Source organism: Neisseria sp. P0024.S006 (genome assembly GCF_051956595.1).
Taxonomy (GTDB): Bacteria; Pseudomonadota; Gammaproteobacteria; order Burkholderiales; family Neisseriaceae; genus Neisseria.
This window is the reverse complement of the sequence record NZ_JBQCXH010000002.1, coordinates 379987-405006: the sequence shown is the minus strand read 5'-3', so window position 1 is coordinate 405006 and position 25020 is coordinate 379987. Positions and strand designations below refer to the sequence as shown.

Annotated in this window: 24 protein-coding genes and 1 pseudogene; 9 read left to right on the top strand and 16 right to left on the bottom strand. The window is 49.3% G+C overall.

Going from position 1 to position 25020, the window contains the following annotated elements; genetic code table 11:
• The first annotated feature begins 184 nt into the window (after positions 1–184).
• The 3 genes from ACTHUF_RS05690 to ACTHUF_RS05680 all read left to right on the top strand — a co-directional run bounded on the left by ACTHUF_RS05690 (position 185) and on the right by ACTHUF_RS05680 (position 2550).
• Positions 185–934 carry an electron transfer flavoprotein subunit beta/FixA family protein gene (locus ACTHUF_RS05690; protein ID WP_003686610.1) on the top strand — a complete coding sequence of 250 codons (750 nt, stop codon included), beginning with the start codon at positions 185–187 and terminating at the stop codon, positions 932–934.
• 10 nt (positions 935–944) lie between these two features.
• Positions 945–1877 (top strand): electron transfer flavoprotein subunit alpha/FixB family protein, encoded by a 933-nt coding sequence (locus tag ACTHUF_RS05685; RefSeq protein ID WP_440407324.1) that lies wholly within the window; start codon positions 945–947, stop codon positions 1875–1877.
• Between the two features lie 61 nt (positions 1878–1938).
• Positions 1939–2550 (top strand): IMPACT family protein, encoded by a 612-nt coding sequence (locus ACTHUF_RS05680; RefSeq protein WP_440407323.1) that lies wholly within the window; start codon positions 1939–1941, stop codon positions 2548–2550.
• Between the two features lie 54 nt (positions 2551–2604).
• Here ACTHUF_RS05680 and ACTHUF_RS05675 read toward each other — a convergent pair whose 3' ends face one another.
• A complete protein-coding gene (locus tag ACTHUF_RS05675; RefSeq protein ID WP_036492429.1) occupies positions 2605–2916 on the bottom strand; it encodes a DUF4298 domain-containing protein in 312 nt (103 codons plus the stop codon).
• Between the two features lie 140 nt (positions 2917–3056).
• Between ACTHUF_RS05675 and purD the strand changes: the two genes are divergently transcribed.
• Both purD and ACTHUF_RS05665 read left to right on the top strand, forming a co-directional pair.
• Entirely contained in the window at positions 3057–4328 is a 1272-nt protein-coding gene (gene purD / locus ACTHUF_RS05670) for a phosphoribosylamine--glycine ligase (protein WP_440346511.1), read from the top strand.
• Between the two features lie 71 nt (positions 4329–4399).
• Entirely contained in the window at positions 4400–4969 is a 570-nt protein-coding gene (locus ACTHUF_RS05665) for an L-threonylcarbamoyladenylate synthase (protein ID WP_440346513.1), read from the top strand.
• Between the two features lie 224 nt (positions 4970–5193).
• Here the strand turns inward: ACTHUF_RS05665 and ACTHUF_RS05660 are convergent, their stop codons facing one another.
• Complete coding sequence (locus ACTHUF_RS05660; protein WP_063068604.1) at positions 5194–5634, bottom strand: surface-adhesin E family protein; 441 nt, start codon at positions 5632–5634, stop codon at positions 5194–5196.
• 211 nt (positions 5635–5845) lie between these two features.
• Between ACTHUF_RS05660 and purB the strand changes: the two genes are divergently transcribed.
• Complete coding sequence (gene purB, locus ACTHUF_RS05655; protein WP_036492421.1) at positions 5846–7216, top strand: adenylosuccinate lyase; 1371 nt, start codon at positions 5846–5848, stop codon at positions 7214–7216.
• A 130-nt stretch (positions 7217–7346) separates the two neighbouring features.
• Here purB and msrAB read toward each other — a convergent pair whose 3' ends face one another.
• Complete coding sequence (gene msrAB / locus ACTHUF_RS05650; RefSeq protein WP_315093206.1) at positions 7347–8915, bottom strand: bifunctional peptide-methionine (S)-S-oxide reductase MsrA/peptide-methionine (R)-S-oxide reductase MsrB; 1569 nt, start codon at positions 8913–8915, stop codon at positions 7347–7349.
• A gap of 145 nt (positions 8916–9060) precedes the next feature.
• On the opposite strand from msrAB, the pseudogene ACTHUF_RS05645 reads away from it, so the two are divergent.
• Positions 9061–9273, top strand: a pseudogene (locus tag ACTHUF_RS05645) (signal recognition particle-docking protein FtsY); the annotation flags it as partial.
• Positions 9274–10581 carry a signal recognition particle-docking protein FtsY gene (gene ftsY, locus ACTHUF_RS05640; RefSeq protein ID WP_440407340.1) on the top strand — a complete coding sequence of 436 codons (1308 nt, stop codon included), beginning with the start codon at positions 9274–9276 and terminating at the stop codon, positions 10579–10581.
• 155 nt (positions 10582–10736) lie between these two features.
• On the opposite strand, the gene ACTHUF_RS05635 is transcribed toward ftsY, so the two are convergent.
• From ACTHUF_RS05635 to ACTHUF_RS05615, 5 genes are all read right to left on the bottom strand, one after another.
• A complete protein-coding gene (locus ACTHUF_RS05635) occupies positions 10737–11633 on the bottom strand; it encodes a farnesyl diphosphate synthase (protein WP_315093211.1) in 897 nt (298 codons plus the stop codon).
• Positions 11617–11844 carry an exodeoxyribonuclease VII small subunit gene (locus tag ACTHUF_RS05630; protein WP_003681131.1) on the bottom strand — a complete coding sequence of 76 codons (228 nt, stop codon included), beginning with the start codon at positions 11842–11844 and terminating at the stop codon, positions 11617–11619. The genes ACTHUF_RS05635 and ACTHUF_RS05630 overlap by 17 nt, the downstream gene beginning before the upstream one ends.
• Positions 11845–11979: 135 nt before the next feature.
• Positions 11980–13836 (bottom strand): ribonuclease catalytic domain-containing protein, encoded by a 1857-nt coding sequence (locus ACTHUF_RS05625; RefSeq protein ID WP_440407322.1) that lies wholly within the window; start codon positions 13834–13836, stop codon positions 11980–11982.
• Positions 13837–13944: 108 nt separating this feature from the next.
• Positions 13945–14865: a patatin-like phospholipase family protein gene (locus ACTHUF_RS05620; RefSeq protein WP_440407321.1), complete on the bottom strand. Its 921-nt coding sequence runs from the start codon at positions 14863–14865 to the stop codon at positions 13945–13947.
• A gap of 99 nt (positions 14866–14964) precedes the next feature.
• The gene (locus tag ACTHUF_RS05615) at positions 14965–15582 is read right to left on the bottom strand and encodes a tellurite resistance TerB family protein (RefSeq protein ID WP_049349212.1); all 618 of its coding nucleotides are present in this window, start codon (positions 15580–15582) and stop codon (positions 14965–14967) included.
• A gap of 150 nt (positions 15583–15732) precedes the next feature.
• On the opposite strand from ACTHUF_RS05615, the gene rsgA reads away from it, so the two are divergent.
• Entirely contained in the window at positions 15733–16599 is an 867-nt protein-coding gene (gene rsgA, locus ACTHUF_RS05610; protein ID WP_440407320.1) for a ribosome small subunit-dependent GTPase A, read from the top strand.
• A 108-nt stretch (positions 16600–16707) separates the two neighbouring features.
• Here the strand turns inward: rsgA and ACTHUF_RS05605 are convergent, their stop codons facing one another.
• The 8 genes from ACTHUF_RS05605 to ftsE all read right to left on the bottom strand — a co-directional run bounded on the left by ACTHUF_RS05605 (position 16708) and on the right by ftsE (position 24974).
• Positions 16708–16902 carry a virulence regulator gene (locus tag ACTHUF_RS05605; protein WP_314598416.1) on the bottom strand — a complete coding sequence of 65 codons (195 nt, stop codon included), beginning with the start codon at positions 16900–16902 and terminating at the stop codon, positions 16708–16710.
• A gap of 23 nt (positions 16903–16925) precedes the next feature.
• Positions 16926–18983 (bottom strand): methionine--tRNA ligase, encoded by a 2058-nt coding sequence (gene metG / locus ACTHUF_RS05600; protein WP_440407319.1) that lies wholly within the window; start codon positions 18981–18983, stop codon positions 16926–16928.
• A 128-nt stretch (positions 18984–19111) separates the two neighbouring features.
• On the bottom strand, positions 19112–20434 hold the full coding sequence (locus tag ACTHUF_RS05595) for a lipase family protein (protein ID WP_315093219.1): 1323 nt from the start codon (positions 20432–20434) through the stop codon (positions 19112–19114).
• On the bottom strand, positions 20431–21150 hold the full coding sequence (locus ACTHUF_RS05590; RefSeq protein WP_003747791.1) for a hypothetical protein: 720 nt from the start codon (positions 21148–21150) through the stop codon (positions 20431–20433). Before ACTHUF_RS05590 ends, ACTHUF_RS05595 begins: the two co-directional genes overlap by 4 nt.
• Before the next feature lie 66 nt (positions 21151–21216).
• Positions 21217–21696 carry a hypothetical protein gene (locus ACTHUF_RS05585; RefSeq protein WP_036493921.1) on the bottom strand — a complete coding sequence of 160 codons (480 nt, stop codon included), beginning with the start codon at positions 21694–21696 and terminating at the stop codon, positions 21217–21219.
• Positions 21697–21959: 263 nt separating this feature from the next.
• Positions 21960–23213, bottom strand: a complete 1254-nt coding sequence (murA, locus tag ACTHUF_RS05580; RefSeq protein WP_314553346.1) for a UDP-N-acetylglucosamine 1-carboxyvinyltransferase — start codon at positions 23211–23213, stop codon at positions 21960–21962.
• Between the two features lie 196 nt (positions 23214–23409).
• Positions 23410–24327, bottom strand: coding sequence for a permease-like cell division protein FtsX (ftsX, locus tag ACTHUF_RS05575; protein ID WP_440407318.1), 918 nt, complete (start codon positions 24325–24327; stop codon positions 23410–23412).
• Entirely contained in the window at positions 24324–24974 is a 651-nt protein-coding gene (gene ftsE / locus ACTHUF_RS05570; protein WP_004519169.1) for a cell division ATP-binding protein FtsE, read from the bottom strand. The genes ftsX and ftsE overlap by 4 nt, the downstream gene beginning before the upstream one ends.
• Positions 24975–25020: the final 46 nt, after the last annotated feature.

Genomic DNA, 25020 nt, shown 5'->3' with positions numbered 1-25020 from the left:
TGCTGGGGAGTTAGATTTATTTTCTGAGTAAATGCTTTAGAAATGATATAATTCCGCTCTATTTGCCAAGATTTATACAAATTTGGTTTTGTCATGTTGGTGAAAACCGAATTGGATTTTATATAAAGAATGTATCAAAAGCAGTATGCTTGAGTTTGATGGACATTCTTTTTAGGAGAATTGAATGAAAGCACTGGTCGCAGTAAAGCGCGTAGTGGACTACAACGTCAAAGTTCGTGTGAAAGCCGATGGTTCCGATGTGGATATCGGTAATGTCAAAATGTCGATGAACCCGTTTGATGAAATCGCGGTAGAAGAAGCTGTCCGTTTGAAAGAAGCCGGAAAAGTAAGCGAGATTGTTGCTGTTTCTCTTGGCGAGAAAAAATGCGAAGAGACGTTGCGTACTGCTTTGGCGATGGGTGCCGACCGTGCGGTTCATGTTGAGACTGATGCGAAGTTGGAGCCTTTGGCCGTTGCAAAATTGCTGAAAGCTGTTGCGGATAAAGAAAATCCACAAATTTTACTGCTGGGCAAACAGGCAATTGACGATGATGCCAACCAAGTTGCCCAAATGCTGGCTGCGTTGTTGAATGCGGCTCAAGGTACTTTTGCATCAAAAGTGCAAATTGAAGGCGAAGAAGCATTAGTAACCCGTGAAATTGACGGCGGCGAAGAGACTGTTGCGTTGAAGCTGCCTGCGGTGATCAGTGCGGATTTGCGTTTGAACGAACCACGCTTTGTCAAACTTCCTAATATCATGGCGGCAAAGAAAAAGCCTTTGGAAAAATTAAGTCCTGCCGATTTGGCTGTGGATATTTCTCCGCGTTTGAATACCGTGAAATTTGCCGAACCTAAAGCACGTCAAGCCGGTGTGAAAGTGGCTGATGTTGCTGAGTTGGTTGAAAAGCTAAAAAACGAAGCCAAAGTGATCTAAGGAGTATGAAATGAGCGTATTGATTATCGCGGAACATAATAACCAACATTTGAATCCTGCCACTTTGCATGCGGTAACGGCTGCCGCTCAATTGGGTAATGTAGATTTATTGGTTGCCGGCAGTAATGCTGCTGCAGTCGTTGAAGAGGCAAAACAGGTTGCAGGTGTAGCGAAAGTTTTGGTAGCCGATGCGCCCTATTACGCTGAAGGTTTGGCAGAAGAATTGGCGCCTTTGGTTGTTAAACTGGCTGCGGATTACCGCTATGTGGCTGCGACTGCAACTGCGTTTGGCAAAAATCTTCTGCCCCGAGTAGCAGCCCTATTGGATGTGCCACAAGTTTCCGATTTAACCGAAGTTGTGGATAACTCGACATTCGTCCGTCCGATTTATGCCGGTAATGCGTTTGAAACTGTTCAATCCAATTCTGAAAAACTGGTGCTGACTTTCCGTGCGACAGCATTTGATGCTGCCGGACAAGGCGGTAATGCAGAAGTGGTCAATGTTGAGGCAACACCTGCTCAAAACCTGAGCCGTTTCGTAAACCGTCAACTTTCTCAGTCTGACCGCCCTGAATTGACTCAGGCAAAAGTGATTGTTTCCGGTGGCCGTGCATTGGGCAGTGCTGAAAAATTTAATGAAGTGTTGACTCCTTTGGCAGATGTTTTGGGTGCGGCGATTGGTGCGTCCCGTGCGGCAGTGGATGCCGAGTATGCGCCAAACGATGCCCAAGTGGGTCAAACCGGTAAAGTGGTTGCGCCGCAACTGTACTTCGCTATCGGTATTTCCGGTGCTATCCAACACGTTGCCGGTATGCAAGACAGTAAAGTAATTGTTGCCATCAACAAAGATGCTGATGCGCCTATTTTCAATGTGGCAGACTACGGCTTGGTTGGTGATTTGTTTGAAGTTGTGCCTCAACTGACAGAAGCACTGAAAAACTAATGTTTCACGTGAAACGTTCAGACGGCCTTTGTTATAAAAGGCCGTCTGAAAATATTTCGGCATGATTACGACTTATAAAACCATTACCACACCGACACAGGCTGAATTTAAAGATAAAGGCAGCCACTTCATCGCATATGCCTATCCGATCCGCACGTTGGCTGATGTGAAGAAATATCTCGACCCATTAAAGGAAGAGCATCACAAAGCACGACATTGGTGCTACGCCTACCGATTGGGTGTGGATGGAATGCAGTTTCGCGCAAATGATGATGGAGAACCGTCCGGGAGCGCTGGCCGCCCTATTCTGGGGCAGATTGATTCTGTCGGCGTAACGGATGTATTGGTTGTGGTTGTGCGTTATTTTGGCGGTACGCTATTGGGTGTTCCCGGTTTGATTAATGCGTATAAGGAATCAACGGCTCAGGCACTGGCAATAGCAGAAGTTGTTGAAAAGAATGTCGAAAAGACAGTTTGGTTGAAATGTGAATATCCTGTTTTGAATGAGGCGATACGGATTGCCAAACAATATCAGGCCGATATTGTGGAACAGGATTTGCAGCTGGATTGTAAGTTGACAGTGAAAATAGCGTTGGCCGATTATGAAGCCTGTATTGCCGCCTGGAAAAATACACGCCAAATTGAAGTAAATACTGAGAAGCCGTTTGAATAAAAGGTCGTCTGAACATATTTGATCAATCAAAAGTTTCAGACGGCCTTTGAAGTTTTAGCCTTGGTATCTGTCTAAAGCATTTACGCTTGAGCGCAGGTGCTCCCAAGCCAGTTGATGAAATTCTCCCAGTGCGTTCCATAGGGCATCTTCGCTCATGATGCTGTATTCGCCCTGTGTACGCAAATCAACATCTGCACCTTCTTCAATGGCTTGATAACACGCTTGGTATTCGTGGGTATAGAATTCATCCATGTCCTGCATGAGGCTTGCAGCATGTTTCCATCGGGCGATATCTGCCTCCAGTTGCGGCAGTAATTCGCACCATTCGCGGTATTTGCTTTGAATTTCGTCAATACGCTTTTGCATGATTTTCCTTTCGTTGTTTGAAATTAGAGTATGGTTGTCTTGGTGCAATATTATTCTTAATTTGAAACAGCTATACAAGATGGAACAATAATTCCATCGATTGAATTTAATTGACAACATCTATTCTTCAAGGAGACGGTATGAAATTGCTCGTTATTGGTAATGGTGGACGTGAACACGCACTGGCTTGGAAATTGGCGCAGTCGTCTAAAGTAGAAACTGTCTTTGTTGCACCTGGTAATGCCGGAACGGCAATTGAGCCTAAACTGCAGAATGTGGCATTGACGGCGCATCAAGATTTGATTGATTTTTGCCGTAATGAAAATATTGCCTTTACCGTAGTCGGCCCTGAAGCTCCTTTGGCTGCCGGTGTGGTGAATGACTTCCGTGCTGCCGGATTGAAGATTTTTGGCCCGACTCAATACGCGGCCCAGTTGGAGAGCTCAAAGGATTTTGCTAAAGCGTTTATGGCAAAATATAACATTCCAACTGCGCAATACCAAACCTTTGAAAATGCCGATGCAGCACATGATTACGTCAACCGAAAAGGTGCGCCGATTGTTATTAAAGCGGATGGTTTGGCTGCCGGTAAGGGCGTGATTGTCGCTATGACTTTGGATGAAGCCCATGCCGCTATTGACGATATGTTGTTGGGCAACAAAATGGGTAATGCAGGTGCGCGCGTCGTGATTGAAGATTTCCTGCAAGGCGAGGAAGCGAGCTTTATCGTTATGGTGGACGGTAATCATGTTTTGCCGATGGCAACCAGTCAAGACCATAAACGCCTGTTGGATGATGACAAAGGCCCTAATACCGGCGGTATGGGTGCATACAGCCCTGCTCCGGTGGTAACGCCTGATGTGTACGAGCGTGCGATGAATGAAATTATTTTGCCGACTGTGGCCGGTATGAAAGCAGAAGGTCATGAGTTTACCGGCTTTTTATATGCGGGCTTGATGATTGATAAAACCGGTGCGCCTTATACCATCGAATTTAACTGCCGTTTCGGCGACCCTGAAACCCAGCCGATTATGAGCCGTTTGGATAGCGATTTGGTGGATTTGGTTGAAGCGGCAATCGACGGCAAACTGGATAGTGTTACCGCCGAATGGAATCCGCAGACTGCCGTAGGCGTGGTGTTGGCCGCACAAAACTATCCTGACTCTCCGAAAAAAGGCGATGTGATCTTCGGCTTGGATAAGGCCAATCAAATCGGTAAAGTTTTCCATGCCGGTACTGCAACGAATGAAAAAGGCGAAGTGGTAACCAACGGCGGCCGTGTGTTGTGTGTCGTCGGTTTGGGCGATGATGTTGCACAAGCTAAAAGCAAGGCTTATGAGGCATTGGAAACTATCCGTTTTGACGGTATGCAATACCGTAAAGACATTGCCGATAAAGCCATCAACCGTTAATAATGAATAGAAATAGGCCGTCTGAACACAGATTGTCCGACAATCGCGGTTTCAGACGGCCTTGGTATATGATGATGTTCCCTAGAATTTTATCGGCTGCAGTCCAACGCAGGTTGCAGGCGCATCTTAAAAAAGGCGGTTTGGTCGCCTATCCCACTGAGTCTTGCTATGGCTTGGGCTGTATCCCTACTTTGCCCAAAGCACTCAATCAACTAATCCATCTGAAAAAACGACCGCAACACAAAGGCATGATTGTCATTGGGCATAGCTTGGAACAGTTGCAACCTTTGCTGCAAAGGCCGTCTGAAGATATCCAAACCATGCTGCATGAAGCATGGCCGGCTCCGAAAACTTTTTTATTGCCGACCGGTAAAAAAGTATTGCCCTTATTGCGTGGGAAAGGACGCAGTAAATTGGCTGTCAGGGTTCCTGCGCATGCAGGTGCAAGGCGTTTGTGTCAGGTTTTGGAAATGCCTTTAGTCTCTACTTCATGCAATCGTGCAGGCAAACGGGCGTGCAAAACGGAAAGGGAAGTCAGAAGACAGTTCGGCAGGAAAGTATGGGTTGTAGGCGGATTGATAGGTAAGCAGAAAATGCCCAGCCAGATTATTGATGGAGAAACAGGAACAAGGCTGCGTTAAAGAAGGGCTGTATTTTCAAAGGAAAGGTATTTATTTGGAGAAGCAAATTTTGAGCGTAAAAGAATCGCTGTAATAAATTATTTTTGAATAAACAAAATTTGTGGATAAATTTGAAGATAAATTTCCATAAAAACATAAAAAGGCCGTCTGACACTTGATATTCAAAGCATTCAGACGGCCTTTTAAATATTTAAACTGTGGATAACTTTGTGAATAAGTGTGGATTAAAGCTTATGTCCGCACACTGTTTCGTATTGTTTTTCAGTAATCGTGCCGCTCATGACGCTCATTGGGCGGATGCTGGTCGGTGTATAGCTTTGGTTGGAAATCACCCGGCCGTGTTCGTCCATCAGTTGCAGCGCTGCCAGGCGATAGGTTTTGTTTGAGCAATGAATTTCCCAGCTGCCGATGGCCGTTTTATAGGCCGGTGTGTTGACGAAACGTTCCTCTTTCAGTTTGGAAACGGTTTTTTTATCGCGGAAAGTAACCAGTGCGCCATTTCTTTTAATGCTGCTTCTATCAATGGCCACTTTGATATTGCCTTCAGAGATGGTGCCGATATTGGTCCAGCTGCCGCCACTGCTCGATGTAGTGGTTGTTTCACAGGCACTCAACATCAAAGCCGCAAATACGGTTGCAGCTAGGGAAAAACGTTTGATATTCATAAAACCTCATTATTTACAGAAAGTCAGCCGATATTATCCGTGAAGATGGCATATATCGTAAATCGAATTTGCAAAGTTGAACCTCCGAAAAAGAATTTTATGAAAAATACGCCTAAAAGGCCGTCTGAAACCTGTCTTTCAGACGGCCTGGAAGTGTAAAACCATGTATAATTGCAAACAATTTGGTTTTCATCCCATAGGAAGATCCGACATGATTAACCCTATCGCTGCACTTTCCCCATTAGATGGCCGCTATGCCAAATCCGTTGAAGCATTGCGCCCGATTTTCTCCGAATACGGCCTGATGCGTGCGCGTGTCAAAGTTGAATTAAACTGGCTCAAAGCCCTTGCCGCCGAGCCTAAGATTGCAGAAGTTCCTGCTTTCAGCGATTTTACGCTTGCCGAAATCGACAAAGTGATCGAAAACTTCTCACTTGAAGATGCCGCCGCCGTCAAAGCCATTGAGGCGACCACCAATCACGACGTCAAAGCCATCGAATATTGGCTTAAAGAACGCTTCTCCGGCGTGCCTGAAGTGGCTGCTGCCAGCGAGTTCATCCACTTTGCCTGCACCAGTGAAGACATCAACAACCTGTCCCACGCTTTGATGCTGCAAGAAGCGCGTGAGACTGTTTTGCTGCCGAAACTGGCCGAAATCATCGAAAAACTGACCGGCATGGCGCATGAGTTGGCTGCCGTCCCTATGATGAGCCGCACGCATGGCCAGCCTGCTACACCAAGCACATTGGGTAAAGAAATCGCCAATGTCGTGTACCGCCTGCAACGTCAGTTCAAAAACCTGCAAGCGCAAGAGTTCCTCGGCAAAATTAATGGCGCAGTCGGCAACTACAATGCCCATATGGTCGCTTATCCCGATGTGGATTGGGAAACCCATTGCCGCAACTTTGTCGAAATCAGCCTCGGCCTGACCTTCAATCCCTACACCATTCAAATCGAGCCGCACGACTATATGGCTGAATTCTTCCAAGCCATCAGCCGTGTCAACACGATTCTGATCGACTTCAACCGCGACGTTTGGGGCTATATTTCATTGGGTTACTTCAAACAAAAAGTCAAAGCAGGCGAAGTCGGTTCTTCCACCATGCCGCACAAAGTCAACCCGATCGACTTTGAAAACTCCGAAGGCAACCTCGGTATGGCCAATGCCGTATTGGGCTTTTTGTCTGAAAAACTGCCGATTTCCCGTTGGCAGCGCGACCTGACCGACAGCACCGTATTGCGTAATATGGGCGTAGGCGTGGGCTATACCGTATTGGGCTTTGCCGCCCATCTGCGCGGTCTGAACAAGCTTGAACCGAATCCTGCCGCCCTTGCTGCCGATTTGGACGCTACTTGGGAGCTGTTGGCCGAGCCGATTCAAACCGTAATGCGTCGTTACGGCGTAGCCAATCCTTACGAGAAGCTGAAAGACCTGACACGCGGTAAAGACGGCATTACGCCTGAAGTGTTGAAACTCTTTATCGAGTCGTTGGAAATTCCGGCAGAAGCCAAAGCCAAATTGCTTGAGCTGACCCCTGCGTTGTATGTGGGTAAAGCCGAAGAGTTGGCAAAACGAATTTAAAAGGTTTTTGTAGGGCATACTTTCTTAGTTATTGAGATTTTTTGATAGATAAGAAACCAACCCTCTACATCCGACAAATTAAAAAGGCCGTCTGAAATCTCTTTCAGACGGCCTTTTTCGATTCAATCCGTTATTTCACTTTGTCTTTCAATGCGCCGTAGCCGGCAGCGTCCATTTCTTCCAAAGGAATGAATTTCAAACTTGCGCCGTTGATGCAATAGCGCAGGCCGCCTTTGTCTTTGGGGCCGTCGGGAAAGACGTGTCCCAAGTGCGAATCGGCAGCGTGGCTGCGCACTTCGGTGCGGCGCATGTTGTAGCTGAAATCGTCGTGTTCGGTAACGGCGGCAGCGTTAATCGGGCGGGTGAAGCTCGGCCAGCCGCAGCCGGAATCGAATTTGTCGGCGGAGCTGAACAGGGGTTCGCCGCTGACGATGTCTACATAAATGCCGGGCTTGAACAGATGGTCGTATTCATGACTGAAGGCGTATTCGGTTGCGCTTTTTTGGGTCACTTGGTATTGCTCTTCGGTCAGAATGCGTTTGAGTTCGGCATCGCCGGGTTTTTTATACGTTGCCGCGTCGAAGCCTTTGCCTTGCGGGGAGGCTTTGGTTTTGCCCGGTAGAGGTTCGTCGGCTTTGCGGATGTCGATGTGGCAGTAGCCGTTGGGGTTTTTAATCAGATAGTCCTGATGGTATTCCTCGGCATCGTAGAAGTTTTTCAGCGGCTCGTTTTCGACAACGAGGGGCTGTTGGTATTTTTGCTGCTCGCGTTTGAGGGCGGCGGCGATGACGGCTTTTTCGGCGGGGTCGGTGTAGTACACGCCGCTGCGGTATTGCGTACCGATATCGTTGCCTTGTTTGTTGAGGCTGGTCGGGTCAACGACGCGGAAATAGTATTGCAGGATGTCGTCGAGGCTGAGTTTGTCGGCATCGTAGGTCACTTTGACGGTCTCGGCATGGCCCGTGTCGCGGTAGGACACATCTTCGTAGCTCGGATTTTTTGTTTTGCCGTTGGCGTAGCCGGATACGGCGTCAACCACACCGTCTATGCGTTGGAAATAGGCTTCCAAGCCCCAGAAGCAGCCGCCGGCGAGGTAGATGGTGCGCGTATTCATGATTGCTGAATCCTTTTTCTGTGTGTCGGGTTTGTAGAACGAATTTTTCAGACGGCCTAAATCGGCATTCGGGTCGCGGATTAACGCCAATGCCTGCGCTTCGTTGATGCTGCCTTTGACGATGCGCTGCACGTCGCCGTCTTTACCGATTAACGCCCAAGAAGGGTAAACACTGATATTCAGGCTTTGGGCGATGGTGCCGCCGTTATCGGTCACAACGGGCAGCTTGGGATAGTTCAAACCGGCATACCATTTTTGGAAGTCGCCGTCTTTTTTCTCGTGCAGAAAACCGGGCGAGGCAACGGTAATCAGGTTGGCAGAACCGAATTTTGTATCTTGCGCCCATTTTTCGGTTTGTCCCAATTCGGACAAACACAAAGGACACCAACTTGCCCAAAATTTAATCAGGGTGGGTTTGTCTTTTTTCAGGAAAACACTGGCAGGGCGGTTATCAGGAGTTTTCAATGAGGACAATGCCTGCGGTACGGTTGCGGCTTCGGTATCCATTATTTTGGATGAGCAGGCGCCAAGCGCAAGCAGGCAGCCGAACTTGGTGCAAAGGGAAAAGAAGGTACGGGGTTTCATCTCTATGTTTCCTGTATGGATGGTTTGCCTTGTTAGACGTTGGAAATGCCAAAACCTGACAACCTTGATTTTCAGACGACCTTGCCACGTAAAATACGCTACAATACTCCCTATTTCAAGTTTCTAAAATTAAAAGGAAAATTTAATGTTCAGCTTCTTCCGTCGCAAGAAAAAACAGGAAACTCCGGCTCCTGAGGAGGCTCAAGTTCAGGAAACCGCAGCAAAAGTAGAATCTGAAGTTGCTCAAGTAGTTGAAAATATTAAAGAAGATGCCGAATCTTTAGCAGAAAGCGTCAAAGGGCATGTCGAATCGGCTGTTGAAACTGTCAGCGAAACCGTCGAGCAGGTGCGGGAAGCTTTGACCGAAACGCCGTCTGAAACAGTTGAAAAAGTAGAAGAACACGTTGAAGCGGCAAAAGAATTGGCTGTTGAAACCGTCAGCGAAGCTGTTGAACAGGTTCAAGAAACCGTTGCCGAGATGCCGTCTGAAGCGGTCGAGGCTGCTGAAGAAGCAGCAGAACAGGCCGAAGCAGTAAAAGAAGAAGCTGTTGAAGCAGTTAGCGAGACTGTCGAGCAAGTTCAAGAAGCCGTTGCCGAGATGCCGTCTGAAGTAGCTGAGGTTGCTGAAGAAGCAGCGGAACAGGCCGAAGCGGGCAAAGAAGAAGCTGTTGAGGCAGTTAGCGAAGCTGTCGAGCAAGTTCAAGAAGCCGTTACGGAAACACCGGTTGAAGCCCCTGCTCCGGTAGAAGAACACAAGCTCAGTTGGGCCGCGCGTTTGAAACAAGGCTTGACCAAATCACGCGATAAAATGGCAAAATCGTTGGCCGGCGTGTTCGGCGGCGGACAAATCGACGAGGATTTGTACGAAGAGCTGGAAACCGTGCTGATTACCAGCGATATGGGCATGGAAGCCACCGAATACTTGATGAAAGACGTGCGCGACCGTGTCAGCCTCAAAGGCCTCAAAGACGGCAACGAATTGCGCGGCGCACTGAAAGATGCGCTGTACGATTTGATTAAGCCTCTGGAGAAGCCTTTGGTCTTGCCGGAAACCAAGGAGCCTTTCGTGATTATGCTTGCCGGTATCAACGGCGCAGGCAAAACCACGTCTATCGGCAAATTGGCCAAATATTTCCAAGCGCAGGGCAAATCTGTATTGCTGGCGGCAGGCGATACTTTCCGTGCCGCCGCGCGTGAGCAGCTTCAAGCTTGGGGTGAGCGCAACAATGTGACCGTGATTTCGCAAACCACAGGCGATTCCGCAGCCGTTTGTTTTGATGCCGTCCAAGCCGCGAAAGCGCGCGGTATCGATATCGTGCTGGCTGATACAGCCGGCCGCCTGCCGACGCAGCTTCATTTGATGGAAGAAATCAAAAAAGTGAAACGCGTGTTACAAAAAGCCATGCCTGATGCGCCACATGAAATCATCGTTGTGCTTGATGCCAATATCGGTCAAAACGCCGTCAACCAAGTGAAAGCCTTTGACGAAGCATTGGGTTTGACCGGTCTGATCGTCACCAAACTCGACGGTACGGCCAAAGGCGGTATCCTTGCCGCCCTTGCCTCTGACCGCCCTGTTCCTGTCCGCTACATCGGCGTAGGCGAAGGCATCGACGATTTGCGTCCGTTTAATGCCAAAGCGTTTGTAGATGCCCTATTGGATTAAACAGGCAGGCTGAGGCTTGTCAACGCAGTTTGCGGGGGATTTTTGAGCCGTATTTAGAAAGACTCAGCATTCGGTTGAACCAGCCAAATAGGCTGTTAAAAAGGCCGTCTGAAACCTAAAAACAGGTTTCAGACGGCCTTTATTTATTTGCAGGTTTAGTTTTTCCGTGCGGTAACAAACTCGGCCAGTTGGCGCAGGCGCAGGGCTTTGTCGCCGAATGGCTCAATCAGGGCAACGGCTTCTGCAATCAGCGTTTCTGCGTAAGTACGCGCGGCCTGCAGCCCCATCAGTTTGACGTAGGTCGGTTTGTCGTTGTCCGAGTCTTTGCCGGCGGTTTTGCCCAATGTGGCGGTATCGGCTTCGCAGTCCAATACATCGTCGATCACTTGGAAAGCCAAGCCCAATTTGGCAGCGTAGCGGTCTAAGGTTTGGATTTGCGCCGGTATTAAGTCCGGGCAGGAAAGTGCGCCTAAGGCCACGGCCGCGCGGATGAGTGCGCCGGTTTTGAGGCTGTGCATCTGTTCCAATTCAGCCTGATTCATGGCTTTGCCGACATTGGCCAGGTCGATGGCTTGTCCGCCCGCCATGCCGAGGCTGCCGGATGCCTGGGCCAGCGTGGACAACATGGCAAGCTGGCGTTCGGCAGGCAGGCCTGTCGGACGGCTCAATACATCAAAGGCTTGGGTTTGCAGCGCATCGCCGACCAAAAGGGCGGTTGCTTCGTCGTATTGCACATGGCAGGTCGGTTTGCCGCGGCGCAGGCTGTCGTTGTCCATCGCCGGCATATCGTCGTGAACCAGCGAATAGACGTGCACCATTTCAATGGCCGCCATCGCCTGCTCGACGGCATTTTGGTTTGCTTCGCCCAATTCGGACGCGGCAAGCACCAAGAGCGGGCGCAGCCGTTTGCCGCCGCCGAGGGTAACGTAACGCATGGCTTCGTGCAGCGTGTGCGGCACTTGGCTTTCAGACGGCAAGAAATGCGCCAGCAGCAATTCGGTTTGCGCTTGGGCTTTTTGCTGCCATGTTTTGAGTTCATTCGCCGGGTTCAAGGTTCAACTCCTTCAGTTCGCCGGCATCCAAGACTTGCAGTTTCTGCTCGACTTCCGCCAATTTGGTTTGGCAGTATCTGACCAATTCGTTGCCTTCCTGATAGGCGGCCAGAGCGTCTTCCAGCGGCATTTCGCTGCTTTGCATGGCCTGGGTCAGGGTTTCGAGGCGGGATAAGGCTTCTTCAAAGGATTGGGGGGCGTTTTTTTTCATGGTTTGAAATGATGGGCAGAAAAGGGGAATTGTAGCATTTTTAGATGATGAAGGCCGTCTGAACAGGGATGAAAACGAAATCAAAGATTTCTGTTTTTGCGTTCAGACGGCCTTTTTTCAAACGGAATAATGTTATCAGCCCGGTAAAACGGCTTTTTGATAGTTGAGCGCGATAAACTGCTTCTCGGCATCCAATTCAGTGATTTTGAACAATGCCTGCGATTTGGGCAGCGCGTCAAACGGAATACCGGTCGCGCGCGTTACCAGCGGCAGCCCCTCAATGCGGATGAGGTCTTCTTTGAGGATGGTGGCCGTCAGCTCGCTCATTCCTTGCTGTTGCAGGTAGACGAGGCTCCAGTAGGCTTCCATTTGGCGTTGGAAGTCGGCGTAGGCTGTATAGGCGGCATCGAAGTCGCGCAGCGCGGCAAAAAGCTCGGCATCGCTGTTTTGATACAGCGGCTCGACAGTGTCGTCAATCAGGCTGATCAGCTGCTTTTGGTTGATGTAGTCGGCGGCGCGGCGCAGCGGCGAGGTAAACCAGCCGTAATGTTGCACGCCCATGCCGATGTGCGGTTCGGATTTGGTGCTCATGCGCACTTTGCCTGCCGGTTGGACGCGGAAAAGGCCGGGCAGCTCGTTTTCGTCCAGCATTTGCGCCCAAGTGCTGTTGGCAAGAATCATCATCTCGCTGACCAGCGTATCGATGGGCGAACCGCGTTCGCGGCGGACGACGGATACGTTGCCTTCTTCATCCAATTCGATGCTGTAATCGTATTGCGGCGCGCGGTCGGGCTCGTATTTGCCGCGCGCTTTTTGCAGGGCGATGGCGAATTGATAGAACCAAATCAGGTCTTGATGGTGGGCAAACATCATTTCGCCTGCTTCGTCCAAGCCGGTTTCGGTGTTGAAATGCGGCTCAATGGCTTGAATGCGCAGGTTTTCGGCGATGTTGACGGCTTCGATTTTGCAGGTTGGTGCGCCGACGTTGAACTCGCTGTCCACATCGAAATAAATGCTGATGGAAGGGCGGTATGCGCCTGCATCGAGGCTGAACGCGGCAATCCAGTTTTCGGGTAGCATGGTGATTTTGCCGCCGGGGAAATAGACCGTGCTCAAGCGTTCCATGATGTTTTTTTCCATTTTGTCGCCTTGCTTAATGGCAAGCGACGGCGCGGCGATGTGGATGCCGACGCGCTTCGTGCCGTTGCCCAAGTCGGTCAGGCTTAAAGCGTCGTCCACTTCGGTGGTCGATTCGTCGTCAATGGAAAAGGCGGTAACGTCAGCCTTGGGTAAGTCGGGCATTTCAGGGAGCGGAAGGTCGGGGAAGCCTGTTCCTTTGGGGAAATATTTGATTTCAAACCCGTCTTGCAGGTATTGGGGAATGGACGTAATGCCACCTGTTTTTTTCGCCAGTTCGTAGGCGGAGATTTTCAGCTCGTCGGCGGCTTTGGTAAAGGCTTTGTAGGTCAGCGATTGCTTGTCGGGTGCGTGTAAGATGGTTTTCAAATCCGCCGCGATTTCAGACGGCATCTCGCCGCGTTTCAAGGCTTCCGCCCAAGCGTCGATTTGCGCGTCTTGCTGTTTTTTGCGTTCGATGGCGGCAAGCGCTTGTTTTAAGGTTTCTTCGGGCGCGGCTTTGAACACGCCTTTGGCTTTTTTGTAGAAATACATCGGCGCGGCGTAAAGCGCAATCAAAGTCGCCGCCAGCTCGGTCTTGGTCGGCGTGTGGCCGTAATATTCTTCGGCGATGGCCTCGGCGGAAAATTCTTCTTCGCCGCATACTTCCCACAATAAATCGGTGTCGATGTCTGCCGCCTGTGCCTGCGCGTTTTCCAAAAACGCCGCCATATCGCCGTCAAACTCGGCAAAGACATTGTTCGCCTTCACTTTGGTGCGTTTGCCGTGTTGGGTATCGACTTGGTAGGTGGCGTCGTTTTTTTGGACGATGGAGGCAACTTTGAATTGGCCGGACTCTTCGTAAAAGATATTCATTTTTTTAGGATTTTATGATTTGTAGGAAACGCGTGATTTTAGCAGATTTGCACAAGAAAGGCCGTCTGAAAAACATACTTTCAGACGGCCTGTTCAAACGGCGGATAATTAATACTGATATGCCGCCAGTTTGCGTTTGATTTCAGGCAGTGCGGCGCGTGCGGCCTGTTCGCCCAATTGGATGGCGCGTTGTTTTTGGTCGAAACCGCCAACCGAACCCAGCTCCAGAACCTGCGGTTTGATGACCACATTGGCTTGTCCCAATTCTTGGCGCAACGCAGTTTGACTCATTACGTTGAAGGTTTGGTCAAGATAGGAGAACATGCCTTGGCTGACATTTTTGGCCGGACGGGCGGAAATGTCGACGGCAATGATGAAGTTTGCGCCCAGTTTTTTCGCCGCGCTGACCGGTACGGGCTGAGACAGGCCGCCGTCTACATATTTGCGGTTGCCGATAACGACGGGTTGGAACACGTTCGGAATCGATGCAGAAGCGCGGACGGCCTGTCCGGCATTGCCGACGTTGAACACCACCGGTTTACCGCTTTCAAAATCGGTCGCAACGGCAGCAAATTTGATGGGGAACTGCTGCATCGGACGGTTGCCGACTTTGCGGTTGATGTAGTTTTGCAGTTTTTCGCCTTTGATGAAGCCGCTGGTGGACAAGGTCAAATCCACCAAATCGGTTTTACCCAAAATTTCCGCTTCCAATTCGAGGCGGTCGGGCGACATTCCCGAAGCGTACATACTGCCGACAATCGAGCCTGCGGATGTACCGGTAACAATTTTGACCGGAATATTGTTTTCTTTCAAGACCTTAATAATCCCGATATGGGCAAAGCCTTTGGATGCGCCGCCGCCCAAAGCCAGCGCAACCGTGGCTTTTGGTTTGGGTGCAGGATGCGAAACCGTATTTTGACCCTGCGTAGAAGGTTTGGATTGCGGCGCGTTGCCACTCGGACAGGCAGCCAATACCAAGACGGACGAAGCGGCTAAAAACGTTTTGAATGTGGAAAAAAGTTTATTCATGTTCAGACAGCCTTTAATATGTCGAAAGGGTTATTTTACTCTGAAATTAAGTCGAAAGGCCGTCTGAAATCAGGTTTCAGACGGCCTTTTCAATCAAGATTAAGCCAATTCAAGCTGTTTTTCCAAGCTTTCGACCAGCTGGTCGTCCAAATTCAAAGCTTGGGACAAACGGCTCAGGAACACAATTTCCTTGCGCGACAAGTCCGCGCAGACCAATCTGGCCGCCAGATAAGTTTCAGCTGCCAAAGCCTCGTCGCTGCCGACAGAAGCGGCAATTTGCTCGATAGAGGCCGGTTGCGCATATTCAGCCTGCAGCCATGCCGCCGTTTCCGCATCGCTGCCGCTTTCACGCTCAATGGCCGCGCGTTCCGCATCGTCAATCAGGCCGTCTGAAGCCGCTGCCGCAATCATCGTTTGCAAAATCACACGGCTGTGGTTTTCACCAATCAGACCGGCAGGTTGGAACGCACTTTGCGGCAATTCGTCCTGCTGGCGGTTTTGCTTCCAGTTTTGATAGCCTTTATAAGCCAGGAAACCCAAAGCAGCAACCGATCCGGCCTTGACCAGCTTCTTCGTGTTTTTCTTTTTCAACAGCATCGATGCCAAAGCACCCGTCAACGCGCCGCCGCCGAAAGAATTGAGCGGGCTGTCCGCAACCGCTTTGCCGCCTTTTTGAGCCGCACCCAAAACCTGATTGAGCAACTGACTGAAATCCATAAAAAATCTCCTGAAAACAAATACATTGCAAATATAGGGCAGAAACACCAAAAAACCAAGCCAAAGAAAGTTAAAAGGTGCAAACAAGTTTTCAGACGGCCATAGCCGACTTTCGGTACAATCACACCATTCCAAACAATAAACCCCATCATGACCGATACCGCCCAAATCATTACCAGCTATGGCCGCCGCTATATTGTCCGGACCCCCGACGGCCAAACATATGACGCCACCACCCGCAAAAAACGCGTCGATTTCGCCTGTGGCGACCAAGTCCGCATCAGCCCCATCAACGGCGAACAAGTCGTGATTGAAGACTATCTTCCGCGAGAAAGCCTGCTCTACCGCCAAGACGCGTGGAAAACCAAACTGATTGCCGCCAACGTTACCCAACTGCTCATCGTAACCGCCGCCAGCCCCTCACCCAGCGAAGCCCTGTTGCAACGCGCCCTCCTCGCGGCAGAAGCGGCCGGCATCGACGCCGTCATTGTCCTTAACAAAGCCGATCTCCCCGAAACCGCCCAATGGCGCGAGAAACTCAAATTCTACGAAACCCTCGGCTATTTAGTGGTCGAAACCAACGCATTAGAAAACGCCGACATCCTGCGTCCCATTTTAGAAGGGCAAACCAACATCCTGCTCGGACAAAGCGGCATGGGCAAGTCCACCCTGACCAACGCCCTACTCGGCAACCAAGCCGCCCGAACCGGCGACATTTCCACCGCGCTCGATTCCGGCAAACACACCACCACCCACGCCCAACTATACGATTTAAACGCAGAAACACGACTCATCGATTCCCCCGGCCTGCAAGAATTCGGCCTGCACCATCTCCAAGCCACCGATTTACTGCAATACTTCCCCGACCTGCGCCACCTTATCGGCCAGTGCCGTTTCCACAACTGCACCCACCGCGCCGAACCCGGCTGCGCCGTCAAAGCCGCTGCCGAATCAGGCGAAGCCAAACCCGAGCGCATCGAATTTCTGCAACGCGTTACCGATGAATTGTTGAGATAAAGTTTTAACGGAAATAAGTGTTTGGATAAATAAAAAGGCCGTCTGAAAGTTTCAGACGGCCTTTTGTTGAAGCATAACCAAATTTACCTTTCAACCGGTATCGCTACCTTAGCGGGAAAGAGAAGGTGCTTTTCGCGGTGGATTGATCATGAGAAGAACGGCTTCTTCAATTTTTTTGTCCTCCCGATCATGGAGTTCTACCGGAAATTTCAGACGCAACACTGTAACAATAGCGCCAACCGATAAGCCTGCATCATGAAGCAACTCAATTTCTTTAAGTATCGGTGCGGAAAGGTTTAACATGGTTTCTCCTTAAGATTTGATACTTAGCCCACTTTATCCCCAGGCTGTGCGCCTGCGTCAACGTCGAGGAGCTTCAGTTTGCCCTCTGCCGTGGCGGCGGAGAGGATCATGCCTTCGGATACGCCGAATTTTGCCATTTTGCGCGGGGCGAAGTTGGCGACGGCGATGACCATGCGGCCGTTCAATTCGGCAGGATTTGGGTAAGACGCGGCGATGCCGGAGAAGATGATGCGTTTTTCAAAACCGAAATCAAGGTCGAATTTCAAAAGTTTGGTGCTGCCTTCGACGGCTTCGCAGTTCAATACTTTGGCGACGCGCATGTCGATTTTCATAAAGTCGTCAAAGCTGGCCTGTTCGGCGACTTTTTCGTATTTGCTCTCTTCGGCAGCAGGCGCGGCTGCGGCGGCGATGCTTTGTTTGTTGGCTTCGATCAAATCGTCCACTTGTTTTTGCTCCACTCGTTGCATGAGGTGTTCGTATTTGTTGATGGCGTGTTCGCCCAAGGTTTCGCGTGTATTTGCCCAAGTGATGGCTTCCAAATTCAGGAATTTGGCTGCATTTTCGGCTACTTTCGGCAATACGGGGGCGAGGTAGGCGGTCAACATGGTAAAGGCGTTGATGAGTTCGCTGCATACTTCGTGCAGGTGTGCGTCTTGGCCTTCTTGTTTGGCGAGTTCCCAAGGTTTGTTGGCATCAACGTATTCGTTGACAATGTCTGCCAAGGCCATGATGTCGCGCAGGGCTTTGGCGTATTCGCGGCTTTCGTAGCATTCGGCAATGGCCTCACTTTGCGCAGTCAGTTTTGCCAGCAATTCGCTGTCGGCAACGTCTTTCAGACGGCCTTCAAAGCGTTTGGCGATGAAACCTGACGCGCGGGCGGCGATGTTGACGTATTTGCCGACGAGGTCGCTGTTTACGCGGCTGATAAAGTCTTGCAGGTTCAAATCGATGTCTTCGATTTTGCTGTTGAGTTTGGCGGCGATGTAGTAGCGCATCCACTCGGGGTTCAGGCCTTGTTCCAGATAGGATTTGGCGGTAATGAAGGTGCCGCGCGATTTGGACATTTTTTGCCCGTCCACGGTCAGGAAGCCGTGTGCGTACACGCCGGTCGGGGCGCGGTGGCCGGAGAAATGCAGCATGGCGGGCCAGAACAGGGCGTGGAAATAGAGGATGTCTTTGCCGATGAAGTGGTACATCTCGGTTTGGCTGTCGGCTTTGAAGTATTCGTCAAAATCGATGCCGATGCGGTCGCACAGGTTTTTAAACGACGCCATGTAGCCGACGGGCGCATCCAGCCAGACGTAGAAGTATTTGCCCGGCGCGTCGGGGATTTCGAAACCGAAATACGGCGCGTCGCGGGAGATGTCCCAGTCGGACAGGGTGGTTTCTTCGCCTTCGCCCAGCCATTCTTTCATTTTGTTGAGGGCTTCGGGTTGCAGATGGGGCTTGCCGTCGTGCGGATTGTTGCCGGAAGTCCAGGCTTTGAGGAAGTCGGCGCATTCGCCCAGTTTGAAGAAGAAGTGTTCGGATTCGCGCAATTCGGGTTTGGCACCGGAAACGGCGGAATACGGGTTGATCAGTTCGGTCGGGGAATAGGTCGTGCCGCAGACTTCGCAGTTGTCGCCGTATTGGTCTTGGGCGTGGCATTTGGGGCATTCGCCTTTGACGAAGCGGTCGGGCAGGAACATTTGTTTTTCAGGGTCGAAAAGCTGCTCGATGACGCGGCTTTCGATTTTGCCGTTGGCTTTCAGCGCGCGGTAAATGTCTTGGGAAAACTGTTTGTTTTCAGGGGAATGGGTGCTGTAATAATTGTCGTAGCCGATATTGAAACCGGTAAAGTCGGCGAGGTGCTCTTCGCGCACTTTGGCAATCATGTCTTCAGGCGCAATGCCTTGTTTTTGCGCGGCAAGCATTACAGGCGTGCCGTGGGTGTCGTCGGCGCAGCAGTAGTAGCATTCGTGGCCGCGCAGTTTTTGGAAGCGTACCCAAACGTCGGTTTGGATGTGTTCGACCATGTGGCCGAGGTGGATGCTGCCGTTGGCATACGGCAGCGCGGAAGTGACAAGGATTTTGCGTGTCATGGTTTGTGCTTTTAAAAACAATGGATAAAGATGTCAGGAATTATACCGCAAAACAATACGCAAAGGCCGTCTGAAACCCGATTGCCGGTGTTTCAGACGGCCTTTTGAGACGTTATAGAAAGGTTTTGTTACCCGATACTCATTCCACGCGATTGAGATTGCATTAATTGTTTCTGTTGCTCTTCATATTCAGAGAGTTGTGCCGTTTGCTGGATTTGATTAAAACTCTTTTCCACGGGAATAGATGCAGATAGTCCTATATCCATAGAAGCAAGATTTAATGTAGGATTTCGGTTCCCGATTAGATACTGGTCGTTTTTTACACTAAATAAAGTAAGATCAGTTATATTTTTTGACTGAGCCAAGGCGGTAAGTGCCATAGCGGAATTTTGTAGTTTTCCCTCATCAATAGACAGGTTGTTTGTCTTATGATAAGTCGTTAGGTGTGCCATTGCAGTATTGAAGAGTTTTTGGGTTTCGGGCGAAATGTTTTGTAGTTTTGTAGCATTTATTTGCGGATCTAAAAAGGCGTATTGAGGACGATCCTGTTGTTCATATGGATTTGAATACTGGGGTTGGTTTTCTGCAATAAATTTATCAGCCCAGTTAATATATTTTTCAAATGCTTGTGGTGATTGACGAATTTTTTCTTTTACTAGATTATTAAATCTGCTTAGCATAGCCATATTTTTTTCAGCCAGTTGATGAGCTGGAGAATGTGGAGATAAAACAGATAATCCCTTTTCAGGGGTAAAATTGTTTATAGCATGAGATGAGTAAAGATTCCACTTGTTAGCCAAAAAGTTGTCATCCGAAGTATCTTGTGTGGCAAAACCACCTTTACGCAGATTATCTACTTCGTTTTTTGTAGTATACAAAATACTTCTGCCTAAATGATTGCTTGCAGATGAGACATAGTCTCCACCCATGCGGTGATTGATGATTAATCTGTCTGCTAAAGGGTTAATTGGGAGAGCTTCTTTCAAGCCTGCTGCTCCAAAGGCATTGAAAGTTTCGGTACGGTGGCTATAACGATTACCACATAGCTGGGCAAGTGCTCCTCCTAGTGAATGGCCGGTTTGGTAGATTGTTGCTCCGTTATGTTTTGCCATTGCATTTGCTACTTCAGTTAACGCTCTAGCATCGTTGTACTGAGGATTGGTATGGCTTTTAACCATACGCATATCGGCTTCTCGGTCTTGGCGTGTTTCAAACTCCGTACCTCTGTGGACGACTACTAACTCGTTGGTGTCTAAGCGACGGTAAATGGCACCAAAATAACCATTTTTGGGATTGTCGCTGATTCTTTCAACAGCATATTTAATACCGTTTAAAGTTATTTCTTTATTTTTTTCGTTATCAAAAACCAGTTTTTTTTCGCCGTTTTCATCTTTCTTCCCATAAATGTGATCAGACAGCAGGGCAAAATCCTGACTATTCAATGCTCTCATTTTTCAACCTTTCTTAATGTTAATTCAACTGTAAAAAGAGAATCCGGTTTATAATCCGCCACATTTTTATGCCAACTTTCAATACCTCTATCAGAATATCCGCTATCAATTGAACCATTACCTTGAAATTCGGTTGCTATGGGATAAAGGTTTTTTTCATAATGATTGGTTACTTTTAATTCAGGATTTTCCTCAGTCAGTTTTTTTAAATCTTCCGAATCAATACGGACAATCAAAGCTGTTTCTCGCTTATCTTTTCCTGTCGGTTCCATTACTATGGCAGCACTTAAAAACTGCCATTTACATACGCCTTCCCCATAGTAATCTTCATCTAAAGGAGTATCCGAATAAAAGTCTGTAGCATATGTATTATTATCAATTTTAGTCATCTCCAGTTTTTTTCGGTATTGAGGCCACGTTGTCGCACCTACCCAGCGATTGGTTACATATTTGCAGTTTTCCGATTGGTAAAGTTCATCTCCCGTCACAATCTGGAAAGCTAGAGGCGCATCTTTAATTTTAACCACTGCTTGATAATGTTCTTTACGGTTTGGGTTAATTTTGACATCCTTTGGAGGAGCATCTCCTTTTGGCAGTTTATAGGTAGGGAATTCCGATTCTTTAAATCCGTATTCCTCGTACATGTTTTTCTCCTTGTTGCAGGCAGTTAATGATAAAGCGGCACAGAGACCGAATAGTAAGATAAAAGGTTTCATAAGAGTTCCTTCTACAATAAGACTTTGAATCTTGATTCAAAGTATACAGGAATATTTGTTGTTACTTTATTCTTTTGTATTTTCTTTCAAATTTTGATAAATACGCTGTTTTAGAAACTCTGCAATGGTTGTCAATAAAAATGCTGTAAACCATAAATACAATCCTAATCCGTAAGTTGGTTTTTCATGCCCTCCCGCTTCATTCACAATTACTTCGTTTAAGGTAAATGTAAGTAGTGCCACAACCCATAATAAACCATGCAAAGTAAAGATAAGTTTTTTTGCTTGAGGTCGGATAAGAGATATGAATATTAAAATGAACCAAATATAATTTGCATAAACAGCAAAATATCCAATGTGGCCTAAACCAGGTCCAAATATTGTTCCAATAATGAGAACAAAAAATCCCTCATATTGTCCTTCTTTTCCGAAAGTAAATACATTTTGAAATAAGGAACAAATCCAAATGAAAATGGCAATAAAGAAACATAGTTTATGGCCATAATGGGTTATCCGTTTCTTTGTCGTGTGTGATGAACTGTTCATAATGAATATTGATTATATGGAAGATTAGCAGTGAATAATCATTAGGTTTACTACTGCTTTAATGATTATTTTTGTATCAATCAGATTAATTTTGAGAAGATGGGACGGTAGGTTTTCTGAGTGGTTACTAATCGAAAAATCCTATTTCTTATCTTGTTACCTGCTTTTTATTTCACAAGTAGATAGGCCGTCTGAAAACAAGCATAGCGAGTTTGCTAGATTTTGTTTTCAGACGGCCTTTTATTTATCGGCTGCGTATGGGATTAACCGCGTACGCGTTCGATTTTTGCGCCTACGCCGCCGAGTTTTTTCTCGATGTATTCATAGCCGCGGTCGAGGTGGTAGATGCGTTCGACGATAGTTTCGCCTTCTGCGACCAAACCGGCCATGACGAGGCTGGCGGAGGCGCGCAGGTCGGTTGCCATCACGACGGCGCCGGAGAGTTTTTCCACGCCTTTGATGTAGGCGGTGTTGCCTTCGGTGGTGATGTCTGCGCCCATGCGGTTGAGTTCGGGAACGTGCATGAAGCGGTTTTCAAAAATGGTTTCCACCACGCGGCTGCTGCCTTCGGCAATGGCGTTCATGGCCATAAACTGTGCCTGCATGTCGGTTGGGAAGCCTGGGTGGACGACGGTGCGGATGTCCACGGCTTTGGGGCGTTGTTGCATGTCGATGTAAATCCAGTTGTCGCCTGCTTCGATGATGGCGCCGGCTTCGGTCAGTTTGTTTAACACGACTTCCATGGTTTTGGGAGCGGCATTGCGCAGGACGACTTTGCCGCCGGTCATGGCGACGGCGCAGAGGAAGGTACCGGCTTCGATACGGTCGGGAACGACGCTGTGTTCGCAGCCGTGCAGCTCTTTTACGCCTTCGATGGTCATGGTTGCTGTACCGATGCCGCTGATTTTTGCGCCCATTTTGACGAGGCATTCGGCCAAATCGACGACTTCGGGCTCGATGGCGCAGTTTTCAAGGATGGTGGTGCCTTCGGCAAGCGTGGCCGCCATCAGCAGGTTTTCGGTGCCGCCTACGGTTACGACGTCCATGGTGACGCGCGTGCCTTTCAGACGGCCTTTGGCTTTGACGTAACCGTGTTCGATGGTGATTTCCGCACCCATGGTTTCGAGGCCTTTAAGGTGTTGGTCAACCGGGCGCGAACCGATGGCGCAGCCGCCGGGCAGGCTGACTTGGGCTTCGCCGAAGCGGGCGAGGGTCGGACCTAAAACCAAGATGGATGCGCGCATGGTTTTCACCAGCTCGTAAGGTGCACAGGTGTTGTTGACGGTGCCGCCGTTGATTTCAAATTCGGAAATGTTGTCGGTCAAAACGCGTGCGCCCATGCCTTGCAGCAGTTTTTGGGTGGTTTTGACGTCGGCGAGCATGGGTACGTTTTTCAGGCGTAAAGTGCCGGAAGTCAGCAGGCCGGCACACATCAGCGGCAGGGCGGCGTTTTTCGCGCCGGATACGGTGATTTCGCCGTTGAGGGGGCCGTTGGCAGAGATTTTGAGTTTGTCCACAGGATGTCTTTCGTTATTTGTCTGCACGGCTTATGCCGCACAAATGAAATGAGATGGGTAATAAACCATCAATTATAAGGGATTATGCCCTTGCTGTTAGATTTGGCAGTATTAAATTTTCACAAGGTTTGTTTAAGTTGCGAAAGGATAAGATTTCAGGCCGTCTGAATGGTTCAGACGGCCTGTTTGCCAAGGCTTATTTTTTGGCTTTGAAGCCTAAGAGGTGTTGCGTGGTGGCCAGCCATGCGCCGAATACGCCCAGCGCGATGACGAAGCCGAATACCAGCGACACTTCGCTAAATGTGAAGAAACGCCAGCTGATGTTCAGGCCGTAGGGTTTGAAAATCGCGTCCACCAGCGGCCGTACTTCGGCCAAAAGCCAGGCCGACAAGCCCAAGCTGACGGCGGCGGAGAAAATGCTCTGCCACATTGCCTGATAAAGGAAAGGGCGGCGGATGAAGGAAGCGGGCGCACCCAATAGCTTGGTGATTTCCAGCTCTTCCTTGCGGCTGAGGATTTGCAGGCGGATGGTGTTGTGTGCCACCAAGACAAAGGCCATGCCCAAAGTCAGCGAGAGGAACCACAAAATCTTGCGGATAAATTCGTTAATACGATAAAGGGTTTGTACCCATTCCGTATCCATGGTTGCAGATTCGACGCGCGGCAGTTTGGTAATGTCTTTATAGATAGCCTGCATCTGATCCGGCGAAGTGGCAGGGTCGGGCGTAACGATAAAGACATCGGGCAACGGGTTGCCATCGAGCATGGAAACGAGGTTTTGGTCGAGATTGGTCTGTAATTCTTCCAAACCTTCCTGCTTGCCGATAAAGCGGACTTTATCGATACGGCTGTCGCGTTGGAGCAGGTTTTTTACCGTATCGGCATCAGAACTTGCCGCATCGGTGTCCATATAAACCGTAATCTGTGGCGACTCGTTGAGTTTGCCCAACACGCTTTGTCCGCTTTGGATACCCAAATACATAAACAGCGGCAAGGTCATGGCAACGGCAAGCATGAGCAGGGTCAGCAGCGTGCCGATGGGTTGGCGCAGAAGCTCTTTGAGCGCGGCGCGCGCCGATTCGACGTGTAACGAGATGTAGTGAATCATGCTCATGCGAGGCGTCCTTTCTGCAGGCGCAAGACGCGGTGGCCGTAATCCGCCATCAGCGTTTCATCGTGCGCCGCAACGATCACGGTCGTGCCTGCTTCATGGAAGGTTTTAAACAATTCCATAATATCCAGCGCGTAGGCGCGGTCGAGGCTGGCGGACGGCTCGTCGGCAATCAGCAGGCTGGGTTGGTGAACCACTGCGCGTGCGATGCACAAACGCTGTTGTTCGCCGCCGGACAAAGTGATGGGCATATCGTTTTCGCGGCCTTTCAAGCCGACTTTCTCAATCGCAATACGCGCGCGCTCTTCCGCTTTGCGAGGCTGGTAGCCGCCAATCCGCAAAGGCAGGATAACGTTTTGCAAAACATTGCGGTCGTAGAGGATTTTGTGGTCTTGGAAGACAATGCCGATATGTTGGCGCATAAAGCCGATCTGATTGTCGCTCAAGGTGCCGAGGTCTTGATTGTTGAACCAAACCTTGCCTTTGGTAGGCTTGGTAATGCCTGAAATCAGCTTCAAAATGGTGGATTTGCCCGAGCCCGAATGGCCGGCGATAAAAATCATCTCACCTTTGTTAATCTGGAAACTGACATTTTTCAGGGCTTCGAAACCGCCGGGATAGGTTTTGGAAACTTGTTCGAAACGGATCATGGGTTTTCCTGAAAATAGGGATTCAGACGGCCGGCATCATCGATAG

Bases quoted from the DNA above. Each gene is read 5' to 3' on its own strand.
- msrAB (WP_315093206.1), bottom strand. From the start codon at position 8,915: ATGAAACCCCGTACCTTCTTTTCCCTTTGCACCAAGTTCGGCTGCCTG.
- rsgA (WP_440407320.1), top strand. From the start codon at position 15,733: ATGACCGATACCGCCCAAATCATTACCAGCTATGGCCGCCGCTATATT.
- ACTHUF_RS05660 (WP_063068604.1), bottom strand. From the start codon at position 5,634: ATGAATATCAAACGTTTTTCCCTAGCTGCAACCGTATTTGCGGCTTTG.
- ACTHUF_RS05675 (WP_036492429.1), bottom strand. From the start codon at position 2,916: ATGCAAAAGCGTATTGACGAAATTCAAAGCAAATACCGCGAATGGTGC.
- ACTHUF_RS05595 (WP_315093219.1), bottom strand. From the start codon at position 20,434: ATGAGAGCATTGAATAGTCAGGATTTTGCCCTGCTGTCTGATCACATT.
- ACTHUF_RS05665 (WP_440346513.1), top strand. From the start codon at position 4,400: ATGATGTTCCCTAGAATTTTATCGGCTGCAGTCCAACGCAGGTTGCAG.
- ACTHUF_RS05625 (WP_440407322.1), bottom strand. From the start codon at position 13,836: ATGAATATCTTTTACGAAGAGTCCGGCCAATTCAAAGTTGCCTCCATC.
- ACTHUF_RS05615 (WP_049349212.1), bottom strand. From the start codon at position 15,582: ATGGATTTCAGTCAGTTGCTCAATCAGGTTTTGGGTGCGGCTCAAAAA.
- ACTHUF_RS05620 (WP_440407321.1), bottom strand. From the start codon at position 14,865: ATGAATAAACTTTTTTCCACATTCAAAACGTTTTTAGCCGCTTCGTCC.
- ACTHUF_RS05630 (WP_003681131.1), bottom strand. From the start codon at position 11,844: ATGAAAAAAAACGCCCCCCAATCCTTTGAAGAAGCCTTATCCCGCCTC.
- ftsX (WP_440407318.1), bottom strand. From the start codon at position 24,327: ATGAGCATGATTCACTACATCTCGTTACACGTCGAATCGGCGCGCGCC.
- ftsE (WP_004519169.1), bottom strand. From the start codon at position 24,974: ATGATCCGTTTCGAACAAGTTTCCAAAACCTATCCCGGCGGTTTCGAA.
- ACTHUF_RS05680 (WP_440407323.1), top strand. From the start codon at position 1,939: ATGATTACGACTTATAAAACCATTACCACACCGACACAGGCTGAATTT.
- ACTHUF_RS05590 (WP_003747791.1), bottom strand. From the start codon at position 21,150: ATGAAACCTTTTATCTTACTATTCGGTCTCTGTGCCGCTTTATCATTA.
- purB (WP_036492421.1), top strand. From the start codon at position 5,846: ATGATTAACCCTATCGCTGCACTTTCCCCATTAGATGGCCGCTATGCC.
- metG (WP_440407319.1), bottom strand. From the start codon at position 18,983: ATGACACGCAAAATCCTTGTCACTTCCGCGCTGCCGTATGCCAACGGC.
- ACTHUF_RS05685 (WP_440407324.1), top strand. From the start codon at position 945: ATGAGCGTATTGATTATCGCGGAACATAATAACCAACATTTGAATCCT.
- purD (WP_440346511.1), top strand. From the start codon at position 3,057: ATGAAATTGCTCGTTATTGGTAATGGTGGACGTGAACACGCACTGGCT.
- ACTHUF_RS05605 (WP_314598416.1), bottom strand. From the start codon at position 16,902: ATGTTAAACCTTTCCGCACCGATACTTAAAGAAATTGAGTTGCTTCAT.
- ACTHUF_RS05690 (WP_003686610.1), top strand. From the start codon at position 185: ATGAAAGCACTGGTCGCAGTAAAGCGCGTAGTGGACTACAACGTCAAA.
- ACTHUF_RS05585 (WP_036493921.1), bottom strand. From the start codon at position 21,696: ATGAACAGTTCATCACACACGACAAAGAAACGGATAACCCATTATGGC.